Origin of the sequence: Reyranella sp., assembly GCF_004297405.1 — a bacterium.
Classification (GTDB): domain Bacteria; phylum Pseudomonadota; class Alphaproteobacteria; order Reyranellales; family Reyranellaceae; genus Reyranella.
This window is the reverse complement of record NZ_SCVC01000023.1, coordinates 1-20,874: the sequence shown is the minus strand read 5'-3', so window position 1 is coordinate 20,874 and position 20,874 is coordinate 1. Positions and strand designations below refer to the sequence as shown.

Annotated in this window: 16 protein-coding genes; 6 read left to right on the top strand and 10 right to left on the bottom strand. The window is 60.2% G+C overall.

What is annotated here, in order from left to right; genetic code table 11:
* Positions 1-8 precede the first annotated feature (8 nt).
* Both EPO50_RS16305 and EPO50_RS16300 read right to left on the bottom strand, forming a co-directional pair.
* Positions 9-1,061 (bottom strand): C4-dicarboxylate ABC transporter substrate-binding protein, encoded by a 1,053-nt coding sequence (locus EPO50_RS16305; RefSeq protein ID WP_296345876.1) that lies wholly within the window; start codon positions 1,059-1,061, stop codon positions 9-11.
* Positions 1,062-1,088: 27 nt separating this feature from the next.
* Positions 1,089-2,381 carry a hypothetical protein gene (locus EPO50_RS16300; protein WP_296345874.1) on the bottom strand — a complete coding sequence of 431 codons (1,293 nt, stop codon included), beginning with the start codon at positions 2,379-2,381 and terminating at the stop codon, positions 1,089-1,091.
* 226 nt (positions 2,382-2,607) lie between these two features.
* On the opposite strand from EPO50_RS16300, the gene EPO50_RS16295 reads away from it, so the two are divergent.
* Positions 2,608-3,663, top strand: a complete 1,056-nt coding sequence (locus EPO50_RS16295; protein ID WP_296345872.1) for a glycosyltransferase family 2 protein — start codon at positions 2,608-2,610, stop codon at positions 3,661-3,663.
* Between the two features lie 462 nt (positions 3,664-4,125).
* Here the strand turns inward: EPO50_RS16295 and EPO50_RS16290 are convergent, their stop codons facing one another.
* Complete coding sequence (locus tag EPO50_RS16290) at positions 4,126-4,671, bottom strand: FkbM family methyltransferase (RefSeq protein WP_296345988.1); 546 nt, start codon at positions 4,669-4,671, stop codon at positions 4,126-4,128.
* Between the two features lie 263 nt (positions 4,672-4,934).
* Here EPO50_RS16290 and EPO50_RS16285 point away from each other — a divergent pair, with 263 nt between their 5' ends.
* The gene (locus tag EPO50_RS16285) at positions 4,935-7,067 is read left to right on the top strand and encodes a hybrid sensor histidine kinase/response regulator (RefSeq protein WP_296345870.1); all 2,133 of its coding nucleotides are present in this window, start codon (positions 4,935-4,937) and stop codon (positions 7,065-7,067) included.
* 150 nt (positions 7,068-7,217) lie between these two features.
* On the top strand, positions 7,218-8,957 hold the full coding sequence (locus tag EPO50_RS16280; RefSeq protein WP_296345868.1) for a hypothetical protein: 1,740 nt from the start codon (positions 7,218-7,220) through the stop codon (positions 8,955-8,957).
* Between the two features lie 224 nt (positions 8,958-9,181).
* Here EPO50_RS16280 and EPO50_RS16275 read toward each other — a convergent pair whose 3' ends face one another.
* Positions 9,182-9,964, bottom strand: coding sequence for a response regulator transcription factor (locus tag EPO50_RS16275; RefSeq protein WP_296345866.1), 783 nt, complete (start codon positions 9,962-9,964; stop codon positions 9,182-9,184).
* Between the two features lie 262 nt (positions 9,965-10,226).
* Positions 10,227-11,294, bottom strand: a complete 1,068-nt coding sequence (locus EPO50_RS16270; RefSeq protein ID WP_296345865.1) for a hypothetical protein — start codon at positions 11,292-11,294, stop codon at positions 10,227-10,229.
* Positions 11,295-11,521: 227 nt separating this feature from the next.
* Between EPO50_RS16270 and EPO50_RS16265 the strand changes: the two genes are divergently transcribed.
* Positions 11,522-12,994, top strand: coding sequence for a flippase (locus EPO50_RS16265; RefSeq protein ID WP_296345864.1), 1,473 nt, complete (start codon positions 11,522-11,524; stop codon positions 12,992-12,994).
* Positions 12,995-13,089: 95 nt separating this feature from the next.
* Here EPO50_RS16265 and EPO50_RS16260 read toward each other — a convergent pair whose 3' ends face one another.
* Genes EPO50_RS16260 through rfbF form a run of 3 tightly spaced genes read right to left on the bottom strand, consistent with a single transcriptional unit; the run spans position 13,090 to position 15,486 of the window.
* On the bottom strand, positions 13,090-13,638 hold the full coding sequence (locus EPO50_RS16260; protein ID WP_296345862.1) for a dTDP-4-dehydrorhamnose 3,5-epimerase family protein: 549 nt from the start codon (positions 13,636-13,638) through the stop codon (positions 13,090-13,092).
* Positions 13,625-14,728 (bottom strand): NAD(P)-dependent oxidoreductase, encoded by a 1,104-nt coding sequence (locus EPO50_RS16255; RefSeq protein ID WP_296345860.1) that lies wholly within the window; start codon positions 14,726-14,728, stop codon positions 13,625-13,627. Before EPO50_RS16255 ends, EPO50_RS16260 begins: the two co-directional genes overlap by 14 nt.
* Positions 14,713-15,486 carry a glucose-1-phosphate cytidylyltransferase gene (gene rfbF, locus EPO50_RS16250; protein ID WP_296345859.1) on the bottom strand — a complete coding sequence of 258 codons (774 nt, stop codon included), beginning with the start codon at positions 15,484-15,486 and terminating at the stop codon, positions 14,713-14,715. The genes EPO50_RS16255 and rfbF overlap by 16 nt, the downstream gene beginning before the upstream one ends.
* A 231-nt stretch (positions 15,487-15,717) precedes the next feature.
* Between rfbF and EPO50_RS16245 the strand changes: the two genes are divergently transcribed.
* Together EPO50_RS16245 and EPO50_RS16240 are read left to right on the top strand one after the other, a co-directional pair.
* The gene (locus EPO50_RS16245; RefSeq protein WP_296345856.1) at positions 15,718-17,190 is read left to right on the top strand and encodes an MBOAT family protein; all 1,473 of its coding nucleotides are present in this window, start codon (positions 15,718-15,720) and stop codon (positions 17,188-17,190) included.
* 15 nt (positions 17,191-17,205) lie between these two features.
* Positions 17,206-18,207: a hypothetical protein gene (locus tag EPO50_RS16240; protein ID WP_296345854.1), complete on the top strand. Its 1,002-nt coding sequence runs from the start codon at positions 17,206-17,208 to the stop codon at positions 18,205-18,207.
* Positions 18,208-18,210: 3 nt separating this feature from the next.
* On the opposite strand, the gene EPO50_RS16235 is transcribed toward EPO50_RS16240, so the two are convergent.
* Positions 18,211-19,278: a glycosyltransferase gene (locus EPO50_RS16235; protein ID WP_296345852.1), complete on the bottom strand. Its 1,068-nt coding sequence runs from the start codon at positions 19,276-19,278 to the stop codon at positions 18,211-18,213.
* A gap of 26 nt (positions 19,279-19,304) precedes the next feature.
* Positions 19,305-20,618: an NAD(P)-dependent oxidoreductase gene (locus EPO50_RS16230; RefSeq protein ID WP_296345851.1), complete on the bottom strand. Its 1,314-nt coding sequence runs from the start codon at positions 20,616-20,618 to the stop codon at positions 19,305-19,307.
* Between the last annotated feature and the right edge of the window lie 256 nt (positions 20,619-20,874).

Below are 20,874 nucleotides of genomic sequence, written 5' to 3'. Positions count from 1 at the left end.
CGCTATATTCATTCTTTCGTCTGTGCCTTGTGTACCTGCCGATCCAGCCACGCTTGCGCAGCCGCGAACCGGCTCAGCCCGGGAACCGTTGCGCCAAGATTCACCGTCTTCCATTTGGCGTCGAAGCCGGGAGCCTGGAGTCGATCGATTCGAGAGAAGAGATATTCGGTGAAGCGCGCGACGCGCTGAAAGCGATTGGAGCCGACCGGCCAGTTGTAAGCGACCAGAACCGTCGGTACCGAAATGGTTGGTATGCGCTCTCCGGCCGTGATCAGGGCGGGATATTCCACGGCATTCAGGGACGCCGGCAGGTAGTAGTCCTCGAACCGCGAGTCGTAGGGTACTGGCAGAAACTTGAAGCCAGGCTCCCACTTCTCCCTGAGAAAGATTTCGACTGGCTTGGACGTCACGAACACGACGGCGGCAATGTCGCCCCTGCGCATCTGCTGAAGTGCCGAAGGATGGGGCACGAACATCTTCTCCACGTCGATGCCAAGGCGACTGAATATCAGTGGGCCTGAATAGGACGCCGCCGTACCCAACGTGTTGAAGTTGACCTTCTTGCCGGCAAGATCTTCGAGGTTACGGATTTCAGGACGGACGAAGACGTGCAGTTCTGAGGGGAAGAGATTGAGCAAGTAGACAACATGCCGGCCAATATCCGGCATTTGGATTCGGTATTCGTCCAGCACATCGGTGTTGATGACGGCGAGATCGACTCCCCGCAGGTAAAGCAGCGAGTTCACATTCTCGGTTGGACCACGTGTGACGATCGGGAGGACATGGAGGTTGGTCCCATCGTCGACGACCCGCGCCATCTCAGCCGCAAGGCGCAAGGGAGCTCCCTCGATCAGACCACCGGCAATACCGACCGTCCAGGCGTTGATCTTCTCCTGGCGAGCTTCAAACGCCGAGAGGCGCCGGGCGGACGACTGGTCCTGGGCCTCGAGCCGACCCACTGCCGGAGCGAGAGTAGCGACGATCACCGCAAAGCAGATCAAGTATCGTGCGGACATATTCATGAGCCCCCAACCTTGCGCTCGCGTGTTGCCGGCGCCCAATCGAGTTTGCCTTCTCGACGCGGTGGCTTAGGGCAAGGCCGCCAACCGCGCCCTTGCCTCCAGCACACCGGCAGCAAGAGCCTGAGCGTAGAGATCTCGCGCCTTGGCGACGTCCGGCTGGGTGCCGACGGCTCCCCACTTCGCCAGCGCGACTGGATCGTATGTTTCGGCAAGTGAGTACAAGGCAGCTGCGCTGCCGGGTTCCGCGGCATGCTCGAGAACAACCCTGGCCGCACCGATGTTGCCCTGGCCGATCAGGACATTGGCGCGCTTCATCAAGGGGACGGTGTCGGCCATGCGCTCGGGCAAGGTCGATCCAGGCACCAGGACCACCGACTCCGGCGGCTCCCCTGCAACGTCGTTTGTGGTCAGCACGGAAGGGAGCGATAGCTCGTGTACAGGCAAATCGGTTACAGCTATCGAAGCCGGTGGCGCGACCGGTTCGACAGCGGCTGACACCGCCTGCCCTTCCCGTGATTTTGCTGCCATATGGTCGGCCAGTTCGGCCGCCAGCTGTTCACTGCGGCCTCGCTCCTGCGTCAACTGATCGAGAGTATTCCGGGTAGAGGCTTGTGCCTGCTGCAGCGCCTGCCGGAGGGCCTCGAGCTCCTTGTCGGTTTCCGGCCCAATTGATCTCGCTGCCACTTGCTCGGCCAGCTGGCTGGCCAGCTCATCACTGCGGCCTCGCTCTTGCGCAAGCAAGTCAAAGGCGGACTTGGCGGAGGTTTGCGACTGCTGCAGCGCCTGCCGAAGGCTGTCGAGCTCTTCGTCGATCCCGGCCCTGCCGGCCAGTTCGGCCGTCTGCGACTTCAGGATAGTCCGGGCAACTGCCAGCTCTCCCGCCAGCGCGTCGGCTTTGGCGCGTTCCTGTTGCAACATGTGCGTTGTCTCGGCGAGGCCTGCCGTCATGGTTGGCTGGGGCACGTTGGCACCAGCGTGCTTCGCGTCGGAGAACCACCAGGCTGCGGATACAACGGTCAGCGCGGCAGCGATAATGCCGACTCCCGACCAGTAGCTCGCAACATTCGGGGCGGAGGACCGACTGAATTTGCCTTCGCGTTCGGGTATCATTGAATCTTCGAGCGAAGGTAGAATCTCCGATGGACAGGCAACGGGCTGCGACGCAGCGCGCCGGGCCGCTACCTGCACTTCGAGATTTTTGAAGAACTTCTCCTCGGACGCCGGCCTCTCGGTGGCCGGGGCGGGTTTGCCTGGAAACACGGTACGGCCGGCTCCAGAGCCCTTCGAGCCCTGCAATCCGACGGCAGCCTCCGATGTCACTTTCGGTGTGTCAGCGCCGTAGCCGTTATCACGCAGCATGGATCTGCTCCGTCCAACCATCTGCACACGGGCCCCACCAACGAAGGTGGTTTTTGACCCTAATGCCAATGGTCCGTGCCGCGTTGTGACAACATTGGGTCGACGCAATCTCGAAGATCACCGAACGATTGCGGCCGATCTCGATTGCACAAGGGTAGCAATCATCCTTGGAGCACCACTCGGTCACCTGCTCCAGTTCCACAAGGGGAGGAGCAGGTTGCACAGCATGGCACTATCCGTAGTCGTGCCGGTCTATAACGGTGCGGCGACTATCGGGGATCTCGTCCGCGCGCTGCGTGCCCTCGAGATCGAGGGTGGACTCGAGATCGTGTTGGTGGTCGACGGGAGCCCTGACAATAGCCTGGACGTCTGCAAGATGCTGGCCGTCGCACCTGGAGCGCCAGTGACCGTCCTCAGTCTCAGCCGCAACTTTGGCGAGCATAATGCCGTGATGGCTGGCCTGTCACGAGCGCGTGGAGACTACGTCATCACGATGGATGACGACCTTCAAAATCCACCCGAAGAGGTGCGCCGCCTGTTCGAGCACGCCCGCGACGGAAAATACGACGCCGTCTACACCTATTACGAGAAGAAGGAACACGCGGCGTGGCGCAACATTGGCAGCCGATTCACGAACTGGTGCGCCGATCGACTAATCGACAAGCCCCCGGGTCTTTATCTTTCCAGCTTCCGCTGCATCTCCGGCTTCGTGCGGGAGCGCATTACAGCCACTTATGAGGGCCCCTACCCCTACATTGACGGCCTGGTCTTCCAAGTCACACAGAATGTCGGCCGCATGCAGGTCAGCCACCTGCCTCGCGCTGAAGGCCATTCCAACTACACGCTGCGGCGCCTGGTCCGGCTCTGGTTGGCAATGTTTCTCAACTTTTCGGTGATGCCGCTCAGGCTGGCGACCTTACTGGGCCTGGGGGTCGGTGGACTTGGCACTTTGGCTGCGGCGTTCACCATCATCGAAGCAATCATCTCCGACAAGGCGCCGCAAGGCTGGGCCTCGTTGATGGTCGCTGTGCTCGTGCTGACGGGTGTGCAGCTCGTCGTTCTGGGAATGATCGGCGAGTATCTCGGCCGTATGTTCCTGGCGGTCAACCGCAAGCCGCAATATCTGGTGCGGGAGATCTTCTGGCGCGGTGCGAATGGCCTCGACGTGGAACGGCCTAAGGTGGACACACGCGCCGCGGGCCAGCCGTATCGAGGCAGAATCCCGACCGTCGCGCGAACCTGGCCGAACCAGGCGTGGACGCAGAGCCGCCGACAACTCTAGCGCGCGGTCGGGTTGTGTGGCAGAGCGCTGGAAGGATCGATTGTTAGTGAAGGCACATCGGGAAGCGGTCTTCGCCGCCTTGTTTGCGTTCAATTGTGTTCGACAGCATCTCCTTCCGTGACCGCAGCACTGTATCGCTGGGCACCCGATATCTAGATCTGATCACACCCCTCGACTGCACTTTCTGTGCAGCATCAAAATCAAGTGGCGTTCCGGATACGCGGAGAGGCCGTGACCGGGCACCCAACAAGAAGCCGGAGTCAGGCAGGAGCGCTCCTATGGGAGAGCGGGAAGGTATTGGGGCCATCGAACGGGCTCCAATACTTCTCGTACATTGCCTTCGAAGCACAACTGGGCACGAAGGGTAGCTCAAAGGGCTGCTAGGGGTCGTGCGCTTGCCAGCATCACCGGCGCAGCTTCGGCCACTGCCGGTCTCATCAGGATGACCGGGCTCGTAGCGAGTCAGAGCGTGGCGAGCCGGTCTGAGATGCGACGGATCGTGCTGATGGGCTCGTCAGGCGGCAGGAAGATGAAGTTGTAGACAGGAGCGCCCGCGGCAGCGCGCTGCGTGCGCTCTCGGCAAAAGGAGGCCATCGGCTCGAGCCGACCTTGGTGCATGAAGTGGCCCGTATAGCCCAGCCGGTTGAAGTAGGCGCAGGTGAACGCGAGCGCACCCTCCAGTCCCTGGTCATCGATCCTCACCAGCAGACGGGGTCGGCAACGACGGATCGTGTGCACAGCCCCATCTAGGATTGCCCGTTCGCGACCCGCGACACCTATTTTGATGAATCCAGTGTGACCACGATAGACGGAGTCGAGCGGCGCCATGGGAACCTTCGCGGCGTGGCAGGTAGCGTAAGATGCGGAGTCGCGACGCAGGCTGCTTGAAGAACCCAATGCCGCGTCAGCGTCTATCGCCGACGTTATCAGTTCGACGGAGCCGACTTCATCGTAAAGTGCGATTTGTTCGACTCGTACGTCGATCCCCGGAAACCTTTGGCGCCCCATCGGCAAGGGAACTCAACCAGATGTACTTCGACCTCGCCGAAACGCCCATAGAAGAGCGCCTCGCGCCAATTCGGCACGTAGGTAGGCAGGCCGCCGGCACCGCGGTCGTGACGAGGCGCTGATATCACCGATTGCATAAGCCTATCGTCGATGCCCTCTCGGGTAGCCATCAAGCCCCTGCTGTAATGCCGGTCGTCGGGCGCAACATAAATCCACTCCGCACGCTATAGCGGCACAGGAAGTAATATGGCTAACTCCTAGTTGTGAGCCCCGCCAAGACCAGCCTTTTCTGGCCATTGCGCTTGATTGTCGTGCTGAGCCTATTCGTGCCGGGTGTCCTCTTTGCCTACTCGACCTGGGAGACCCATCGCGACCTCGATTTACAGGCCGGCGAGCGCATCGAACGATCGCTGGACATCCTTCAGGAACACACATTGAAGGCGTTCCAGACAGTGGAGCGCGCCATAGCGGAAACGAACGAGGTGGTGCGCGGGCTTTCAGACCGCGACATCCAGCACAGGGAGGCCGACCTCCATCTTCGGCTCAACCGCATCCAGCAGGACCTACCCCAGATCGAGTCCATTTGGGTGTTCGACCGCGACGGCCACCCTTTGTTGTCGAGCACCATTCTTCCCGCCCCCCGGGGGTTCGACAACTCCGACCGAAGCTACTTCGATGCATTGCGGAAGGGGCATGCTGGCACCTTTGTCGCCGAGCGGGTTCGCGCGCGCGTTGGTTCGCTGCGCGTTTTCGTGGTCAGTGGGCGCCGAGAGGGCACTCAATCCAACACCTTCGAAGGCGTCATAGCGATTACGATGAGGCCCGATCATTTTGGGGAATTCTATCGCAAGCTCGCCCGCGGCAATGATGTTTTCACGCTCCTTCGGACCGATGGCTCAGTTCTGGTACGCTATCCAGAAACGAGGGAAGACCAGCCAACCTCAAGCAGTACGCTGATCGCGGCCATTCGCACCCAACCCGAAGGTGGGCAGTTCACCGTGGTCTCCCAGATCGATGGCGTCGAGCGCCGGGTTGGCTATCGTCAGGTGCCGGGCTTCCCCGTTTTCGTAGCCGCTGGACTCGACACCGACGCCATCGCCGATCAGTTCCGTACCGCCATTCTCGTACGCCTCATCGTCGGGCTGCCCGCCGCTTTTGTCATGTTCGGCCTCGCACTCTATGCGCTGCGCCGCGCTGAACGCTTCGAGCAAGAAGTAGCGCGCCGCGAGGCCGCCGAAGCCGCGTTGAAGCACGCCCAAAGACTGGAAGCCATTGGTCAGCTAACAGGCGGCGTAGCGCACGATTTCAACAATCTCCTTATGATTGTAAGCGGCAACGCGGAGCGTCTGCGGCGCATCGTGGTCGAGGAATCACGCACGCGTCAGGCCCTCGACGCTATTGGCATCGCCGTCCAGCATGGCAGCGACCTCATCCGGCAGCTTTTGGCATTCTCGCGTCGTCAGACTCATGAGGCAAAGGTAGTCGATCTCACGGAGCGATTGCCGGCAGTGCAGGCAATGCTGCAGTCCAGCCTACGAGGCGATATCTCCATTTCGGTCGACATGGATGAAGAGACTTGGCCAGTATATGTCGATTTCAGCGAATTCGAGCTTGCCCTGCTCAATCTCGCCGTCAACGCTCGCGATGCGATGAACGACGGCGGGCTCCTTCAGCTTTCTGCCAAAAACGTGGTTGTGCCCCCTGACGACCCGCTCGGGATCGTCGGCGATTTCGTCGCCGTCGCCGTGACAGACACCGGCAGCGGCATCCCTCCCGAAGTACTGGGCCACATCTTCGAGCCCTTTTTCACGACCAAAGAGGTGGGTAAAGGGACCGGCCTTGGTCTTTCCCAGGTCTATGGCTTTGCAACGCAAGCCGGCGGCACAGCTGCCGTCACAAGCGAACCAGGTCACGGGACCACTGTCACCCTGTATCTCCCGCGGGCCTTGGATGAGGCCAAGGCTGAGTCGCAATCCCGACTCACGGCCGAAGAGCCGAAGGAACGGCAGAAGCGATGGCGGGTGCTGCTTGTCGAAGACAATTCTGCCGTCGCGGAGGTGACCCGTGGTCTTTTGGAGGAACTCGGCCACAGCGTCCGTGTGGCATGCGACGTCGCCTCGGCTCGGACGGTGCTGAACAACGGCGTCGAGGAAATCGATATCGTTCTCTCAGATATCGTCATGCCAGGCGGTGCCAGCGGACTGGACCTTGCACGGGAAATCCGACGAGAGCAGGGCGATGCAGTCAGGGTCATTCTGGCGACTGGCTACAGCGACCAGGCGCAAGCAGCAGCCAACGAGGGATTCCCGATCTTGCGCAAGCCGTACGATATCAATGCTCTTCGGTCAGCTCTCGCCGACGGGGCCAGCGAAGCCGGTACCGACGCGCCACGCTGAGTCGGCAGTTCATCAAAGCGAGGCTGCGGCTTCGACCTTCTTCACGGTTTTGCCACACCCGGCCCGCCTCGCAGACTGTTAGGCAGGGCGAAGGAAGGCCGTGCTCATCATTGAGCATGCGACGGCTCGCTTATTGGGGGCACTCGAACCTTGTTCGGTGATGACGCAAAACGGCTGATCACGCGGTCGCTTGTCGAGGCCCCAGCGTCGGCGTTGGCGCTGGTTGTGATCGCCGGCCTGCCGGTGCTGGTTGCGACCTGGGCGCTGATGTCGCCCGCCCACATCCTCTCGACGGCGATGACATGGGACTTCCTCTTCAACCTGTCCGGTGCGTGGCACCTGTATTCTGGGCAGACGGCCCACATCGACTTTCATGAACCGGTCGGCCAACTCAATTTCATTCTGACAGCGATCGGGTTCCATCTGCTGGGACTTAGTCCGTTTGCCTTTCTGGTCAATGTAGCGATCGTCGTCTCGTTCCTGTTCGCAGTCTCCATCCTGGCCTCCTGGCGGCGTCTTCCACTGCTACCGGCGGCAATATTCGTGATCTTCGTCTGTCTGCTGGCACTCGTGCCAGTCAATGTCGGGGACAAGCAGTTCGAATACACGTTTGCCATGTCGTACAACCGGTACTGCTGGAGCGCATTCAGCATTCTGGCATTGATCTTGTTCGTACCGCCTCAGCGACGCAGCGGCGACTGGGTCGACATGGTGTTGGCGGCTCTGCTGCTCGTGGCGATGTTCTATCTCAAGATCACCTACTTCGCGGCAGGGCTGGCCACGGTGGCCTTCGCCATCCTGATCCAGCCTCGCATTCGTCGGCAATGGCTTGGCTGGTCTTGCGTCGGAATCTTCGTCGTCGCAATTGCTCTCGCGCCCTTCAATCATCCGTATCTCGTCGACATACTGGATGCCGCCAAAGACGGGGCGGTGCGCAGCTACCTGTCAATGCACCTACGGTATTTTGCTGCCGCCAGTGGCGAGTATGTGCCTTACATTGCCTGCGTGGTGGCTGCCTTTGTCATGTGGTGGACAGGCCAGGCACCGTTTGGGTTCCCCCTCTCCCTCGCCTTCCTGTTTGGCATGGCGCTGGTGCTGCTGTCGCAGAACTCACAAACCGCCGGGCTGCCCTCGACCATTGTAATCGTCCTGGCGCTCTACGACTTCTTTCGAACGCGTTTTGCCTCGCTACGGCACGGTAGTTTGGTTGTACTCCTGTCGACACTGCTCGTTTTTCCCGCATTCTCGATCGCTACGTCAGTGGTGACCCTTGGCGGTTATTTCGCAGCGGCCAATAACCCGCGAGGCTTGTACGTCGTTGACCGGACAAACCTGCGTGGGTTGGCCGTGCCGGCCGGCGAACGCGGTGCGTTCGCCCCCAACCTTATCGAACATCCTCGGCAGGTCCATGTGGGGCCGCTGCGTTACAACTACTCTCAGTACGGATACGTCGCACTTCTGCTGGAAGCAGCCGACCTGTTCGGCAGCAATCGAGCCGGCGAGCAGCGCTCGCCGGGCCGGATCGCGCTGCTCGAAACGATCAACCCGCTTCCTTTCATGCTCGGTCTGCCCCCGGCGCGCGGCGCCAACTTGTGGTCCGAGTGGACGGCACCGCTGCGCCCGCCTGCAGAGTATCTCTCCGACGTCGATTATGTTCTCATCCCGAGAATACCGACGAACATCGACTGGACGATGGCGTTGGTGCGCTACTACAGGAGCCACCTCACTCATCACTTCCACAGTGTCGCGACAACGCCGAGTTGGATCCTGCTTGGGCGGTCCCAGCCGGGAAAGACACAGCCGGCCGATCTGTCACTCGTCCTCGACAGCATCGTACCCCTCCTCAACGAACGTGCCAGCACTTCAAAAAGCCTCGAAAGGCCGTCTTGATCGTTTCGCTCCGAGGATGAGCGCGCAAAAGCCTTCGTCGTTGACGCCACCCCAAACTCCTAGCCGATTGCAGTTGCTTGGACGAGCTTGCTTAGGTTTCGAAGGCGAGCGCCGACATTGGTAGTGACGTTATCGAACCGGACTTAACTCGGTCTTGACCGACGCAGAACCACCGTGAATCTCGGCCTCCTCGCCGTAGGCCGCCGCAGATTTAAACTCGGCACCTACCTCACCTCTGGGGCCGCGGGGTTGTCTCCGTCATCACGCCAGCGATAACCCAACGTTCTATGGGTCTCGATGGACGAGAACAGGCGGTCGCAAGAGCAGAACTTCGCGCGGATACGGCGCACCGCGGAACGCACATTCACCCGATAGCCTTGCTCGCTACTCCCACTGATAAAGCCCGGATAACGGATGTGATCATATATTTCGCGATGGGTCACGTATCTGGGGGACCTTTCGACGAGAAGCTGAACCAGGGAGAACTCGCCCAGCGTCAGCCTTGCATCGGCATCGTCCCATGTCGCGCGGCTTTCGACCGGATTCAAAACGAGCTTTCCGAATCTCTGCAGCCGGCGCTGGGCGCGTTCGCCGGGCGCGTCGTTGGTGATGATGCGCAGGCGTCGGGCGAGAATTCCGAAGCCGCGTGCCTTGTCGATATAGTCCAGGGCGCCGGCCGCGAACGCCCGCAGCTCGTTTGCCACCAACGGTCGCCCCGTCAGAAACACGACAGGCCTGTCGATGCCGCGCCTTCTCAACTCTCCGAGCAGTTCGGTTCCCGACAAGCCGGGAAGTTGCCAGTTGAGAACGATGGCATCCGCCGCCGCCGCGACCTCCGGAGCCTCGAGAAGCGATTCCGCATCCGGGTAGATCGAGACAGCGAAACCCTGCGCTGCCAGTTCGTTGGCAATCAACTCGCGAAATAGAGCATCGTCTTCAACGGCGACGACCTGTATGGCACCGCGACGCAGCTGATTCTCCTGACCTTCATCAAGCGGCGCCTTCATGTGCAAAGTCCCCTTCCGACGACCTGTCGACACCGAAAAGCTATTGCTTTGGTCGCGAGATAGGCCGCGTTCGTAGTCGAATGGTGAAGCGCTTTTTCCTCCCGAGATTTGTCCGAGCCCGTCGTCAAATCATTTCTTTTGGTACCATCACATTGCCAAATTCGCTGTGACCAGTTTGAGAAGGAAGATCGGCCGAAAAGACGGCGATTGTCGCAGGCCAGGCGCGCACGAACGTAGATAGCCGTCCACTCGATCCGCGCAGCTACGTCGTCTTGACGTCGATGTTGCCTGAAAGGTCGAGGTTCGAGCGATCGCCCGAGAACCTCATGCTCACCAGGCCCTTACCAGAGATCTTCGCCAGCTTCATTTTGTTCTCGAACCCGCTATAGCCCTCGACGCGACAGCCGTCCAAAAGGAGGTCACCGTCATTGAGATATGCCTCAACCAAATATGGTTGTGTGCCGTACGTGCTGGCGCGGCACGCATAGAGCCGGCCCTCGTTCATCAACTTGATCCCGCATTCGCCGTTGTTCTCGAAACCGCACCCCATAGCCATTGAAAGACCTGCAGTCGCGTGAAGGCCCGGCCCCTTGTTCTCGACGAAATAGGTCTGGGAGATATTGAGATCGCGGGGCTCTTCGTAAGGGATGACGCTTTGGGTCTCTATGCCCGCGTTGCCATTCGTGCGGAGCTGGCCGCCGAAGATGGAGATGGCCGACACGATGCCCAGGTCATCCCTTGGCCCGTCGTTGCGGAAGGTCATGCCATTGCGGCCGTTGTCGGCACACGTCACGGCATGGCATTCGCCTTCGAAGACGCTGCCATTGAAGGACAACCCGTCTCTCGCGAAGCCCCCGACGTCGAGGTTCATGAACTTCCAGCTGTAGATCCAGCTCTGATTGGTCGCGCAAATGAGAGCGATCGCGTCCTGCGCTGGACTTCCGGCAACGATTACGCCGTTGCAGAACTTCATACCGCGCAAGGAGACTTTGCTCGCAGTAGCCGGAATGCGAATAGTGATCGCGTTCTGCCGCGGGTCATCGAAATCGGCAATGAGCTTGGCGCCGTTCAAGTCGACACCCGGCCCTAGCATATTCGTGGTGACGTCAATTGCGATCGGACGTCTCAGCCGCACATTGCCGCCAGTCCAATTGAGCATGTCCCCGGTTGCGAACTTCGCACGCAAGGCTGCCTCGAAGTCAGCGGGATCCGGGTGAGGCGGCACTATCACCGGGGCTCGCGACCATTGCTGGGCGGTCACCCGCGACGTGGCCAGTTGCAAAGACAGCGCCGCCGTTGCGCCCGCGAGAAGCTTCCGCCTTGTCGACATCGGGCCTCCATGCGAGGGGCTTGCAGTGTCGCCCAGCCGCGCAAGGCGCGAGGTGATAACAATGTGACCTGCCGCCCCGCCTTTTCCGTCCCTCTGTCACTCCAACACCGCAGATTGGGTGAAGTGTCGCGACTGGGCAGCACTCCTAGCCCTCACCTTGGCCTGTCCGGCGAGCGACGCCACGCTTTGGTCACTTGGACCACAATGCTTCATGATCACAATGAGGCATGTCCTCGGCCACCCCCGCCCTCGACAACGAGGGGGCGCACACCAGTGCTGCGCAACGCCGCATCGCCACCAATTTCCTGACACTCGCGGTGACGAGTGTCGCAGGCTTGGCCATCACCATCCTGATCAGTGTCTACGTACGCCGCGTTCTGGGTCCCTCCGCCATCGGCCAGGTGAGCTGGGCCATGGCCGCGGTGGGCTATTTGACAGTGCTCGCAAGCCCCGGCCTTGCCACGGTAGGCCAACGAGACATCGCTCGCAGTCCCGAACGAACGGAACATCTGTTTGCTCTGGTCCTGACAATGCAGACCTTGCTGGCGGGCCTACTCTACGGGCTGGTGGTGGCCTTCGCAGCATTGGAGCCCCGCGGTCCGGTAGTGAGCGCTCTGCTCGCTATCCAGGGCCTCTCGCTGCTGCTGATCGCCTGGAACAGCGGCTGGGTGCTGCAGGCCCATGAGCGCATGGTCGCGCCCAGCCTGGTGGCTCTGGCGCTCAACTTCCTTCAACTCCCCGCGCTCATCGCGCTGGTCCATGGACCGGAGGATCTTCTGCTCTACGCGGCGCTTGCCCTGCCCTTTACGATGGCGGGCGTCATCTACAACATCTGGTACCTATCGCGGCGGCGCATTATCAACCCACTTCGCTTGCGACCGACCTTGGCTGGGGCTCGCGAGATACTGCGGGAAGCTTGGCCCTTGGCCGCTGCCCAGGCGGCTATCGTGATAATGCTCCACAGTGGGACCTTCATCCTGGGTTTCACGGACGGCGACGACGCTGTCGGGCAATATGCGACAGCTTATCGTTTGATGCTGGTCGCCTCGGTGATCACCGCCGCCCTGTGGAACGCATACTTTCCGGCGCTGGCACGCTCGCACAACACCCCGAGTGAAGCGACAAGGCTATCTCGGGAATACCTCGGCCTGCTCGCTTGGATGGGCCTGCCGATCGCCGCTCTCGGATGGGCCCTCGGCCGCCATGTCGTGGAGTTGCTTTATGGACCTGCATTCGCGCCGAGCGGACGCTATTTCGAATGGCTTTGCCTGACCATCGGTTTAACTTTCCTGAATTACGGCATTGTCGCGAGCCTCGTCCCCTGGGGCCGCAGTGGTCTGCAGTTCAAGATCACGGTGGGCGCAGCAGCGCTGAATGTGGCCGTCAATGCGGTTGCGCTGCCGCTGTATGGGGCTTGGGGCGCAGTCGCGGCGACGCTGGCCTCGGAACTACTCGTCGTCATCGTTGGTCTGACGGTGCGCCGCCGGCTCCGCCTGTTCTGGCATCCGATGCTGCCAGTCATTGGTCCACCGCTCGCCTGCTCGATGGCAGTTGCGCTCACCCTGAACGCCCTGCCTGCGACGCTCGATCGGTGGTGGTGGCTGCAGCTGGCGTGCGGCGGCGCGGTGTTGCTGATCTGCCTGCTCGTCTTTGAGCGCCGGGCGCTATCTCGCTTGATGCAAACGCTTAGCGCCCGCTGACATCGCTAGAGCGGCATGAGTTGAGATGGAACCGCTCAGGGTTCCATCTCAACTCATACGCGCGAACGGACGGCGGTAGAACCACACATCATGCTCTATGCCGCACGAACAGATGCCGCATCCAGAAGGGGCCAGCTGGAATCCTGCTTGGAAATCAGGCTGACCGGTAGCGGCCAGGTGATTCCCACGGCCGGATCGTCGTACCGCAATCCCCTGCCCGCTGCAGCCGTATAGGGAGTAGACACCAGGTAGTTGGCTTCGGTGTCATCGACCAGCGTCTGAAACCCATGCGCGCAGTTTTGGGGCACATAGAGCATTTGCGGCTTGTCCGGCGAAAGAGTGACGCCGAACCATGCACGATAAGTCGGCGACGTCGGGTCGATGTCGACAATGACATCGAAAAGCGCGCCGCGAACACACCGCACCAATTTGGCCTCACCGAAAGGCGCAACCTGCCAGTGAAGCCCCCTCATGGTACCCTTGGCGGGATTGATCGAGACGTTGGCCTGCAACACCTCGATCTCGATCCCTTTTTGAGCGAACTCTTCGCGGCACCAGGCGCGGGCGAACTGTCCACGCTCATCGACATGCGGTTGCAGCTCAATCAGGAAGGCGCCCTTGATCGGCGTTTCATGAAAAATCATAGCTTCTCCAGAAGAAGTCCGAATCGATCTGCTTACTCTCGAGGAGTTTCTGTAGTTGACGCAGTCTCGTGTAAGGCGGCGCGTTGAAGACGTCGTCATCCATACCGATGTGCTCGAACAAGGCACGCATCTGGCGTGCGCCCCGATCCGCGTCCCATTCACATTGGAAGCCAGGCAGGAGTTGGCCGATCTTGTCGAAGGAAACGCGGTAGCTGCGATTGTCACCGCCAAATTCGCCGAACGTCACCTTACAGTTCGGAAACGCCCGGCCGACGGCCTCAGCGATATCCCGGACACGATAATTGTTCTTGTTGTCGCCAACATTGAACACTTGCCGGGCCACGACCTCTCGCGGCGCATCGAGCGAGGCCACGATTGCACCGCCGATATCCCGCACATGGACCAGAGGACGCCACGGCGTGCCGTCACTCGTCATGGCGATGCGGCCAGTCGTCCAGGCGAGACCCGACAGGTTGTTAAGAACGATATCGAAGCGAATACGCGGTGAAGCACCGAATGCCGTGGCGTTGCGCAGGAAGGTGGGGCTGAATTCGTCGTCTGCCAGCGCCAAGACATCCCGCTCCACTAGCATTTTGCAATGCGCGTAGGCCGTCTGTGGGTTGGGCTCAGAAGTCTCCGTCACCACACCCTCGGTTGCCGCACCATAGATGCTGCAGGAAGAGGCGTAGATGAATCGAGAAACCCCGGCTGCCTTCGCGGCTGCGGCCAAGGCGACCGACCCATGATGATTGATAGCGTAGGTCTTGGCTGGATCCTGTTCACAGAGCGGATCGTTGGATAGTTCTGCGAGATGTACGACAGCCTCGAAGCCTTCCAAATCGCGTGGCGTCACGGTCCTGATGTCCCGCGTCAACGTCGCCGGCCGGTCCTGTCCATCGTGGTACAGCAGGCCGGCGCGATAGAAGCCGGTGTCCAATCCAACAACGTCATAGCCGCGCTCCATGAGGAGGGGCGTCAGAACAGTTCCGATAAACCCGTCGGCACCGGTCACGAGAACCCGCGGCTTGGCCAAGTTTGTCGCCGCCGATCGTGCGTTCGCGGCACTCTCCCCGTTCACCAGGTTTTCCATTGCGCCCTCCCGGATGTCCATTCGCTTTCGAGTACGTGCTTGTCGCGCAGCGTGTCCATGTTTTGCCAGTAACCGCGATGGCGGTAGGCAACCACTTGTCCTTCGGAAACCATGGCTTCGAGCGGCTCGCGCTCCCACACAGTGTCGTCGCCGTCGATGAAATCGAGGGCTCGTGGTTCGACAATGAAGAACCCGCCGTTGATGAAGTCGCTATCCTCGTTCGACTTCTCTCGGAACCCCATAACGCGGTCCTCGCCACTACGCAGGGCAAGAACGCCAAATCGACCGGGTGGCCGCACGGCAGTGACCGTCACCAATGCGCCGGCGGCCCGGTGGTAGTCGATCAGCTCGGTCACGTTGATGTCGGCGACGCCGTCACCGTATGTCAGGCAGAAGGGCTCGTCGTCGAGATAGGGGCGTATCCGCTTGATCCGGCCCCCAGTCATCGTCGACTCGCCGGTATCGATCAGCGTCACGTTCCAGGGTTCGACGCCATTGCGATGCGTTTTTACGGACCCCGCGTGTATGTCGAACGTGACGTCGGAGCGATGAAGTGCGTAGTCACGGAAATACTGCTTGATCAGATGGCCTTTGTAGCCACAGCAGATGATGAAGTCGTTGAGGCCATAGGAAGAGTAGATCTTCATTATGTGCCAGAGAATTGGCTGCCCACCAATCTCAACCAGTGGTTTGGGCCGGACCGCGCTCTCCTCGCTGATGCGAGTGCCATAGCCACCGGCAAGTATAACCACCTTCATGGCGCTCCTCCGACGAGGCACTGGCCCCAAAGCGACGCCGTACGACTTCACTCGACAATCCTTCCAGACGCCTTGTTTCGCTGCGAGTGACCAGATTGTGGCACCGACCCATTAGCTGTGAATGTGGCTGCGCTAGCACAAGGATAAGCCCTGAAATCACGGGGTCATCACGCCTTTCCTTCGGCACTTCATCATTAGATCGACCGCCATCACGCCTGGGTTCGCCAGTTCATGCTCTTCAACTCATACGAGTTCCTTCTCGTCTTCCTCCCGATCACACTAATACTGTTCTTTGCGATCGCTCGCCGGGATGGTGCAGCCGCACGCCTGTTCCTTTTGATCGCTTCATTCGCTTTCTACGCTTGGTGGAGCTTCGAGTATGGGCTCCTGATGGTCGCCACCATTGTTGTGAACTTCGCGTTCGGACGGGAGATTCAGCGCAGACAGGAGGGCGGACAGGCATCGGCGTGGTCCCTGCTGGTGATCAGCGTGGCCGCGAACCTCTCATTGCTGGGATACTTTAAGTATCGCAATTTCTTTATCGAGAATCTCACCGCCGCTCTCGGTACTGAGTGGGTGCTGGCGCCTCTCGTTCTGCCGCTCGCGATTTCTTTTCACACCTTCCAGCAGATTGCCTACTTGGTGGACTCGTATCGGTGCAAAGTGAAGCAGCCGCGGCTGCTTTCGTATGCGCTGTTCGTGCTGTTCTTCCCACAGCTCATCGCCGGACCGATCGTCCATCACTATCAACTCCTGCCGCAGCTCCAGAGTTCGCGCTTCCTTCGTTTCGACCCCGAGTCTTTTGCCAAAGGAGTGAGCTACTTCATTCTTGGTCTGGCCAAGAAGGTACTGATTGCTGATTCTCTGTCGGCGATTGCCGATCCAATCTTCAATGGAGCCATCGCCGCGCCTCCTACTCTGACGGAGGCTGCCGCCGGTACACTGGCTTACACGTTCGGGCTCTATTTCGACTTTTCCGGCTACTCCGACATGGCTGTCGGTCTTGCTTTGATGTTCGGCATCAGGCTGCCGTTCAATTTCGGCTCACCTTATCAAGCAACCTCAATCATCGATTTCTGGCGTCGCTGGCACATTACGTTGTCGAACTGGCTCCGGGACTACCTTTACATCCCGTTGGGTGGCAGTCGGCACGGATCTACGCGGCGCTACGCCAACTTGCTGCTCACGATGCTGCTCGGCGGGTTGTGGCATGGCGCCGCCTGGACCTTCGTGGTCTGGGGGCTGCTGCACGGCGCCTTTCTGGTCATCAATCACGGATGGAACGGACTTACCGCCCGATTGAAGTCACGGGGACGCGACGTCAGGCTGCCGGCCGTTGTCGGTTGGCTCCTCACTTTCTGTGCCGTTTCGATTGCGTGGATCTTCTTCCGCAGCCCCAGTTTCGAGCACGCCCGGGCCATGATCGAAGGCTTGTTCGGCTTGAATGGGCTGCATTCCGACAGGCTCGCCGATGTGGTCGGCGTGGGAAAAACCCTGATGCTGATCTTCGTTGCAGCTATCGCCCTGCTGCTGCCGAACACCCAGCAGCTAATCGAAGGCGAACGTCGAGGTTCGCCACTGCGCAGCGTCTTGGGCCTGAAATGGCGGCCAACGATGGCATGGTCGGTCGCGTTGGCATTCCTGCTTTTCCTATCCATCACGCAAATGTCGGCGGTGCGTGAGTTCGTCTATTTCCAGTTCTGATCGCTCGAGGCGCGCATGGATCCCAACTCAGCCAAAGTCGATGCGACTGCTGCGACCAGCGCAATCCATCGCAAATTCATCCGGCGGTTCGCCGCTTCTCTGGGTATCATCATCGCCTGCTTCGCCCTGGTGCTTCTAGGCTTGGATCAGGCGGGACGCTTGCCGCCCCCTCCGCTGACGGCCAACGTGTGCATAGACGAGAAGTTTCGCTTCCTGGCGCAACAGGACTTGAAGAACGTGGACCTGATCGCCGTGGGATCGTCGGTCACCTGGCGCAATCTCGATCTCGCGGTCGTCAAGAAAGCGGGCTTGTCGAAGCATCCGCTGAACGTTGCTCCCTGTTACTTGCACGCTGGGGAGACAACTTACTTCACGGAATTCCTGTTGAGCCGAATGAGCAAGGTCAAGCAGGTGATAACAGTGGTCGCTCCACGCGACTTCGAGCAGTGTAAACAACCTAATGAAGCCTTCTTCTCACGCCCTCTCGCGGAGGCATACATTTTCGAAGGTATGCCGAGCTTTCCGATCTACTTATCCAACCTTAAGCCGGCGCTGTTTGTTCGCGACTTGTTGCATATTCGCGAGATGAGGCAGGATCCGCAACATCAGTTCTCCATAGTGATGGATGGCTACGGCAGCGGTCCGCTTTACAGCAGCTCGGACTGGCTCCCTGAGCCGCTGCTCGTCCCAACCTGCTTCCAGGCACTGGCGGAACTGGAAAAGGTCGTCAATCGACATGATGCGAGGCTGATCGTTGCCGCCTTTCCCATGCAGCCAGCGTGGCGGGATCTCCATGACCCCGATGGGAGTCTGCTCGATGCTTTCGAGCAACGCCTGAAAAGCGTTCTTAGGTCGCCGACCACAGCCTTCGTAAGCGGTCGACAGAGGGCCCTCCAGGATCTCCACTATGCCGATGGCGTTCATTTCCTCTGGAGCAGTGCCCAAACCTACACACGTCTTGTCATGAATGCTCTGACATCGAAGCAGGCCGCTGTAATCCCTGCGTCTTCAGAGTAGGCCTCAGCGAATAACCGTGCGCAGCACGAAGTAGATGGAACGGGCCACCACCGCCGGCGCCAGACTGCATCGGACGGCTTCCGCCGCCTGTCTCCAGGCTGCGGCCCGCTCGCCCTCCTTCCACAAGGTTCGGGCTCGACGAGCTGCACGGACGCCTGCCGCCCGTTTAGCGGCACGGCTAAGGCCATTCGCCAGCGGCCGCGGCAAGTCTTCGTAGGAAATGGCAATCGACCGGCGTTCATCGGCGACGTTCTTGCCCGATCGCATCAAGCCTGAACTTGCCGCACCGGCGTGGAGCCGATAGCAGGCAAGCGGCTCGGGATCGTAGAAGACGGACTTACGCACCGCGATTCGCTTCCACATATCCCAATCAATGCAGTGGCTGAGTGTCGTTCGAAAGCCGCCCAGCTGCTCGTAGGTGCTGCGGCTCACGACGATCGAGACGAACTGAATACGCTGTTCGAGAAGCTGCTTAAGCGCAAAAGACTCATCGAGTACGCCAGACTGGCGCGCCTCGAGTTCACCGATACCCATCCATTGCCCGTCGGTGTCCATGTAGATCGTCCGACACAGTGCGGCGCCTACATCTGGGTTCGCTTCGATCCCCTGGCGGAGATGGCTGTAGAAGCTCGTCCGAACGGTATCGTCCCCATGGAGAATATGTACCCAATGCCCTTGCGCACGACGGATACAGTCGTTGAAGTTCTCCACCATACCGACGTTCGAGGTTTGGCGATGATAGGCGACCCGACCGGCACCGACTTCGCGGACGATGGCCTCGGTGTTCCCTTCTGTAGAGCAGTTATCGAGGACCTCGATCTGCATCTCGGCCGCGCCCGGGTCTTGTGCGAGAACGCTTTCCAGCGTGCCGCGCAGATAGTTCTCCGGGCAGTTGTAGACCGGAATCATCACCGACCAGAACGGTCGGTCTGTCCTGTTCTGCAATACAGCGATCGCCGGCGGGGCGCTACCGTGCGGACCTTCGGCCCCTGTCACCGGCGCGGACATAGCGGGAGACCGAACCGGCCCGGTATCGATGAAGGGAGAACGAAGGACCTCGACCATGCCCATAGCCCTCTAGGTGGCGATAGCCAGCCTCATGCAACGGCCGCGGCCACACCCGCAAACAGTGCGTTCTGCTCGGCGCGCAACCGGTCGATCAGCCTGTCAGCAGGGAGCTCGACATCGGCGTAGCGCAAAACCTGATCCTTTGGCACGTCGTGTCGCAGGCGACAGCCGGGAGCAATGCCCATGGGCAATAGGCCCTCGGCATGCACTGCTTCGGCACTCTCACACTGTCCATAGGTCATGTAGTGTCCCAAGTCGTCGAGAGTGGAACCTGCCGCGAGATCCGTCTTGGCAGTCGCGATGACATCGACCATCGGCTTGCCGGCCGGCGCAATGGCTGCATCGCCGAACAGAACGGCACGCGCGATCGTGTTTGGCACCTCGAAATGGCACAAGTGATAGGGTGTGTAGAAGCAGTAGAGCGGCCCCTCGCCCAGTTTGTACAAGTTGAGGTAGTGGCGCTGTGCTGGATGATTGATCGTGCCAAGCACGAAGACACCCGGGCCGGGCGATGCCCCGACAACATAGTCGACGATACCAGGCCCATCGAGAAAGAGCTCGGCGGGCAGCAACTTTGCAGCCTCCTCGATGGGCGTACCAGTAGGTGCCGTCGGCCCGAACATGCCGCGCCGTCCTACGCTCATGCCGGTCGCATTGGCGATGATGGCCTGTTCAAAGGAGACCTTCGTGCCGTCGGCAAACGAAGTAACCATGTGCGCCTTCTGGCCCCATTTACGCGCAAACCCTTCCTGCGTGGTTGGGTTGCGGTACGGATCATGGAGTCCTTTGATGTTTCCGCACACGACTGGGCGGATGCCAAGCCCGCGCACAAACCGATACAGATTCATCGTGACGCCCGGCTGGTCACCATCGACGTTCGTGAAAATCACGCCCATTGAGTCGGCGCGACTTTTCAACAGGGGCCCGACCGTACCATCGAGCTCCGCATTCATCAGGACGAGGTGTTTGCGGTTGGCAATCGCCATGCATGCTACCTGGGCCGCATACTCGATCGAACCGGTCGCCTCGAGGATGACATCGATCTGATCGGACGAGCAGAGCAGGCGCCAATCCTCGGTGACTGCTGGTTTGCCAGCAGAGATAGCGCGACCAAGGGCTAGCGCATCCTCAACAACGCACGCCGAGCCTTGGCCGGCCTCGCTGTACGCTCGGAGGGCTGGTTCTATATGCCGGTTGGCAATTGCAACCACGCGTATGCCTGGCACGGCTGTCGCAATCTGCAGGACGACACCGCGGCCCATGAAGCCGGCTCCGACGATGCCCAATCTGATGGGCCGGCCCGCTGAAGCGCACTCCTGGAGTGCTCTATCCACGATAATCATGAGCGAATTCTGCCAACAACTTTGGGCTGAAATGTGTGACATCAATGTGGTGTCTAATGCCCGTGCTGCATCGCACAAAACATTACTCCGCCCACGAGAGCAGGGTGGCATATGTGCGATAAAGCACGCTCGCCCTCGGCGTGGTTTACATGCAATGGCGGAAGCTACAGACGATGCAACAGTGAGACAGAGGCCGATCTCCCCGACATGACCCCTCTCAAGACGCGCGATTGCCGCTGGATTGGTGTTCCTGGCG

Coding starts and splice junctions, on each gene's coding strand:
- EPO50_RS16300 (WP_296345874.1), bottom strand. CDS start 2,381: ATGCTGCGTGATAACGGCTACGGCGCTGACACACCGAAAGTGACATCG.
- EPO50_RS16295 (WP_296345872.1), top strand. CDS start 2,608: ATGGCACTATCCGTAGTCGTGCCGGTCTATAACGGTGCGGCGACTATC.
- EPO50_RS16290 (WP_296345988.1), bottom strand. CDS start 4,671: ATGGGGCGCCAAAGGTTTCCGGGGATCGACGTACGAGTCGAACAAATC.
- EPO50_RS16275 (WP_296345866.1), bottom strand. CDS start 9,964: ATGAAGGCGCCGCTTGATGAAGGTCAGGAGAATCAGCTGCGTCGCGGT.
- EPO50_RS16270 (WP_296345865.1), bottom strand. CDS start 11,294: ATGTCGACAAGGCGGAAGCTTCTCGCGGGCGCAACGGCGGCGCTGTCT.
- EPO50_RS16265 (WP_296345864.1), top strand. CDS start 11,522: ATGTCCTCGGCCACCCCCGCCCTCGACAACGAGGGGGCGCACACCAGT.
- EPO50_RS16260 (WP_296345862.1), bottom strand. CDS start 13,638: ATGATTTTTCATGAAACGCCGATCAAGGGCGCCTTCCTGATTGAGCTG.
- EPO50_RS16255 (WP_296345860.1), bottom strand. CDS start 14,728: ATGGAAAACCTGGTGAACGGGGAGAGTGCCGCGAACGCACGATCGGCG.
- rfbF (WP_296345859.1), bottom strand. CDS start 15,486: ATGAAGGTGGTTATACTTGCCGGTGGCTATGGCACTCGCATCAGCGAG.
- EPO50_RS16245 (WP_296345856.1), top strand. CDS start 15,718: ATGCTCTTCAACTCATACGAGTTCCTTCTCGTCTTCCTCCCGATCACA.
- EPO50_RS16240 (WP_296345854.1), top strand. CDS start 17,206: ATGGATCCCAACTCAGCCAAAGTCGATGCGACTGCTGCGACCAGCGCA.
- EPO50_RS16235 (WP_296345852.1), bottom strand. CDS start 19,278: ATGGGCATGGTCGAGGTCCTTCGTTCTCCCTTCATCGATACCGGGCCG.
- EPO50_RS16230 (WP_296345851.1), bottom strand. CDS start 20,618: ATGATTATCGTGGATAGAGCACTCCAGGAGTGCGCTTCAGCGGGCCGG.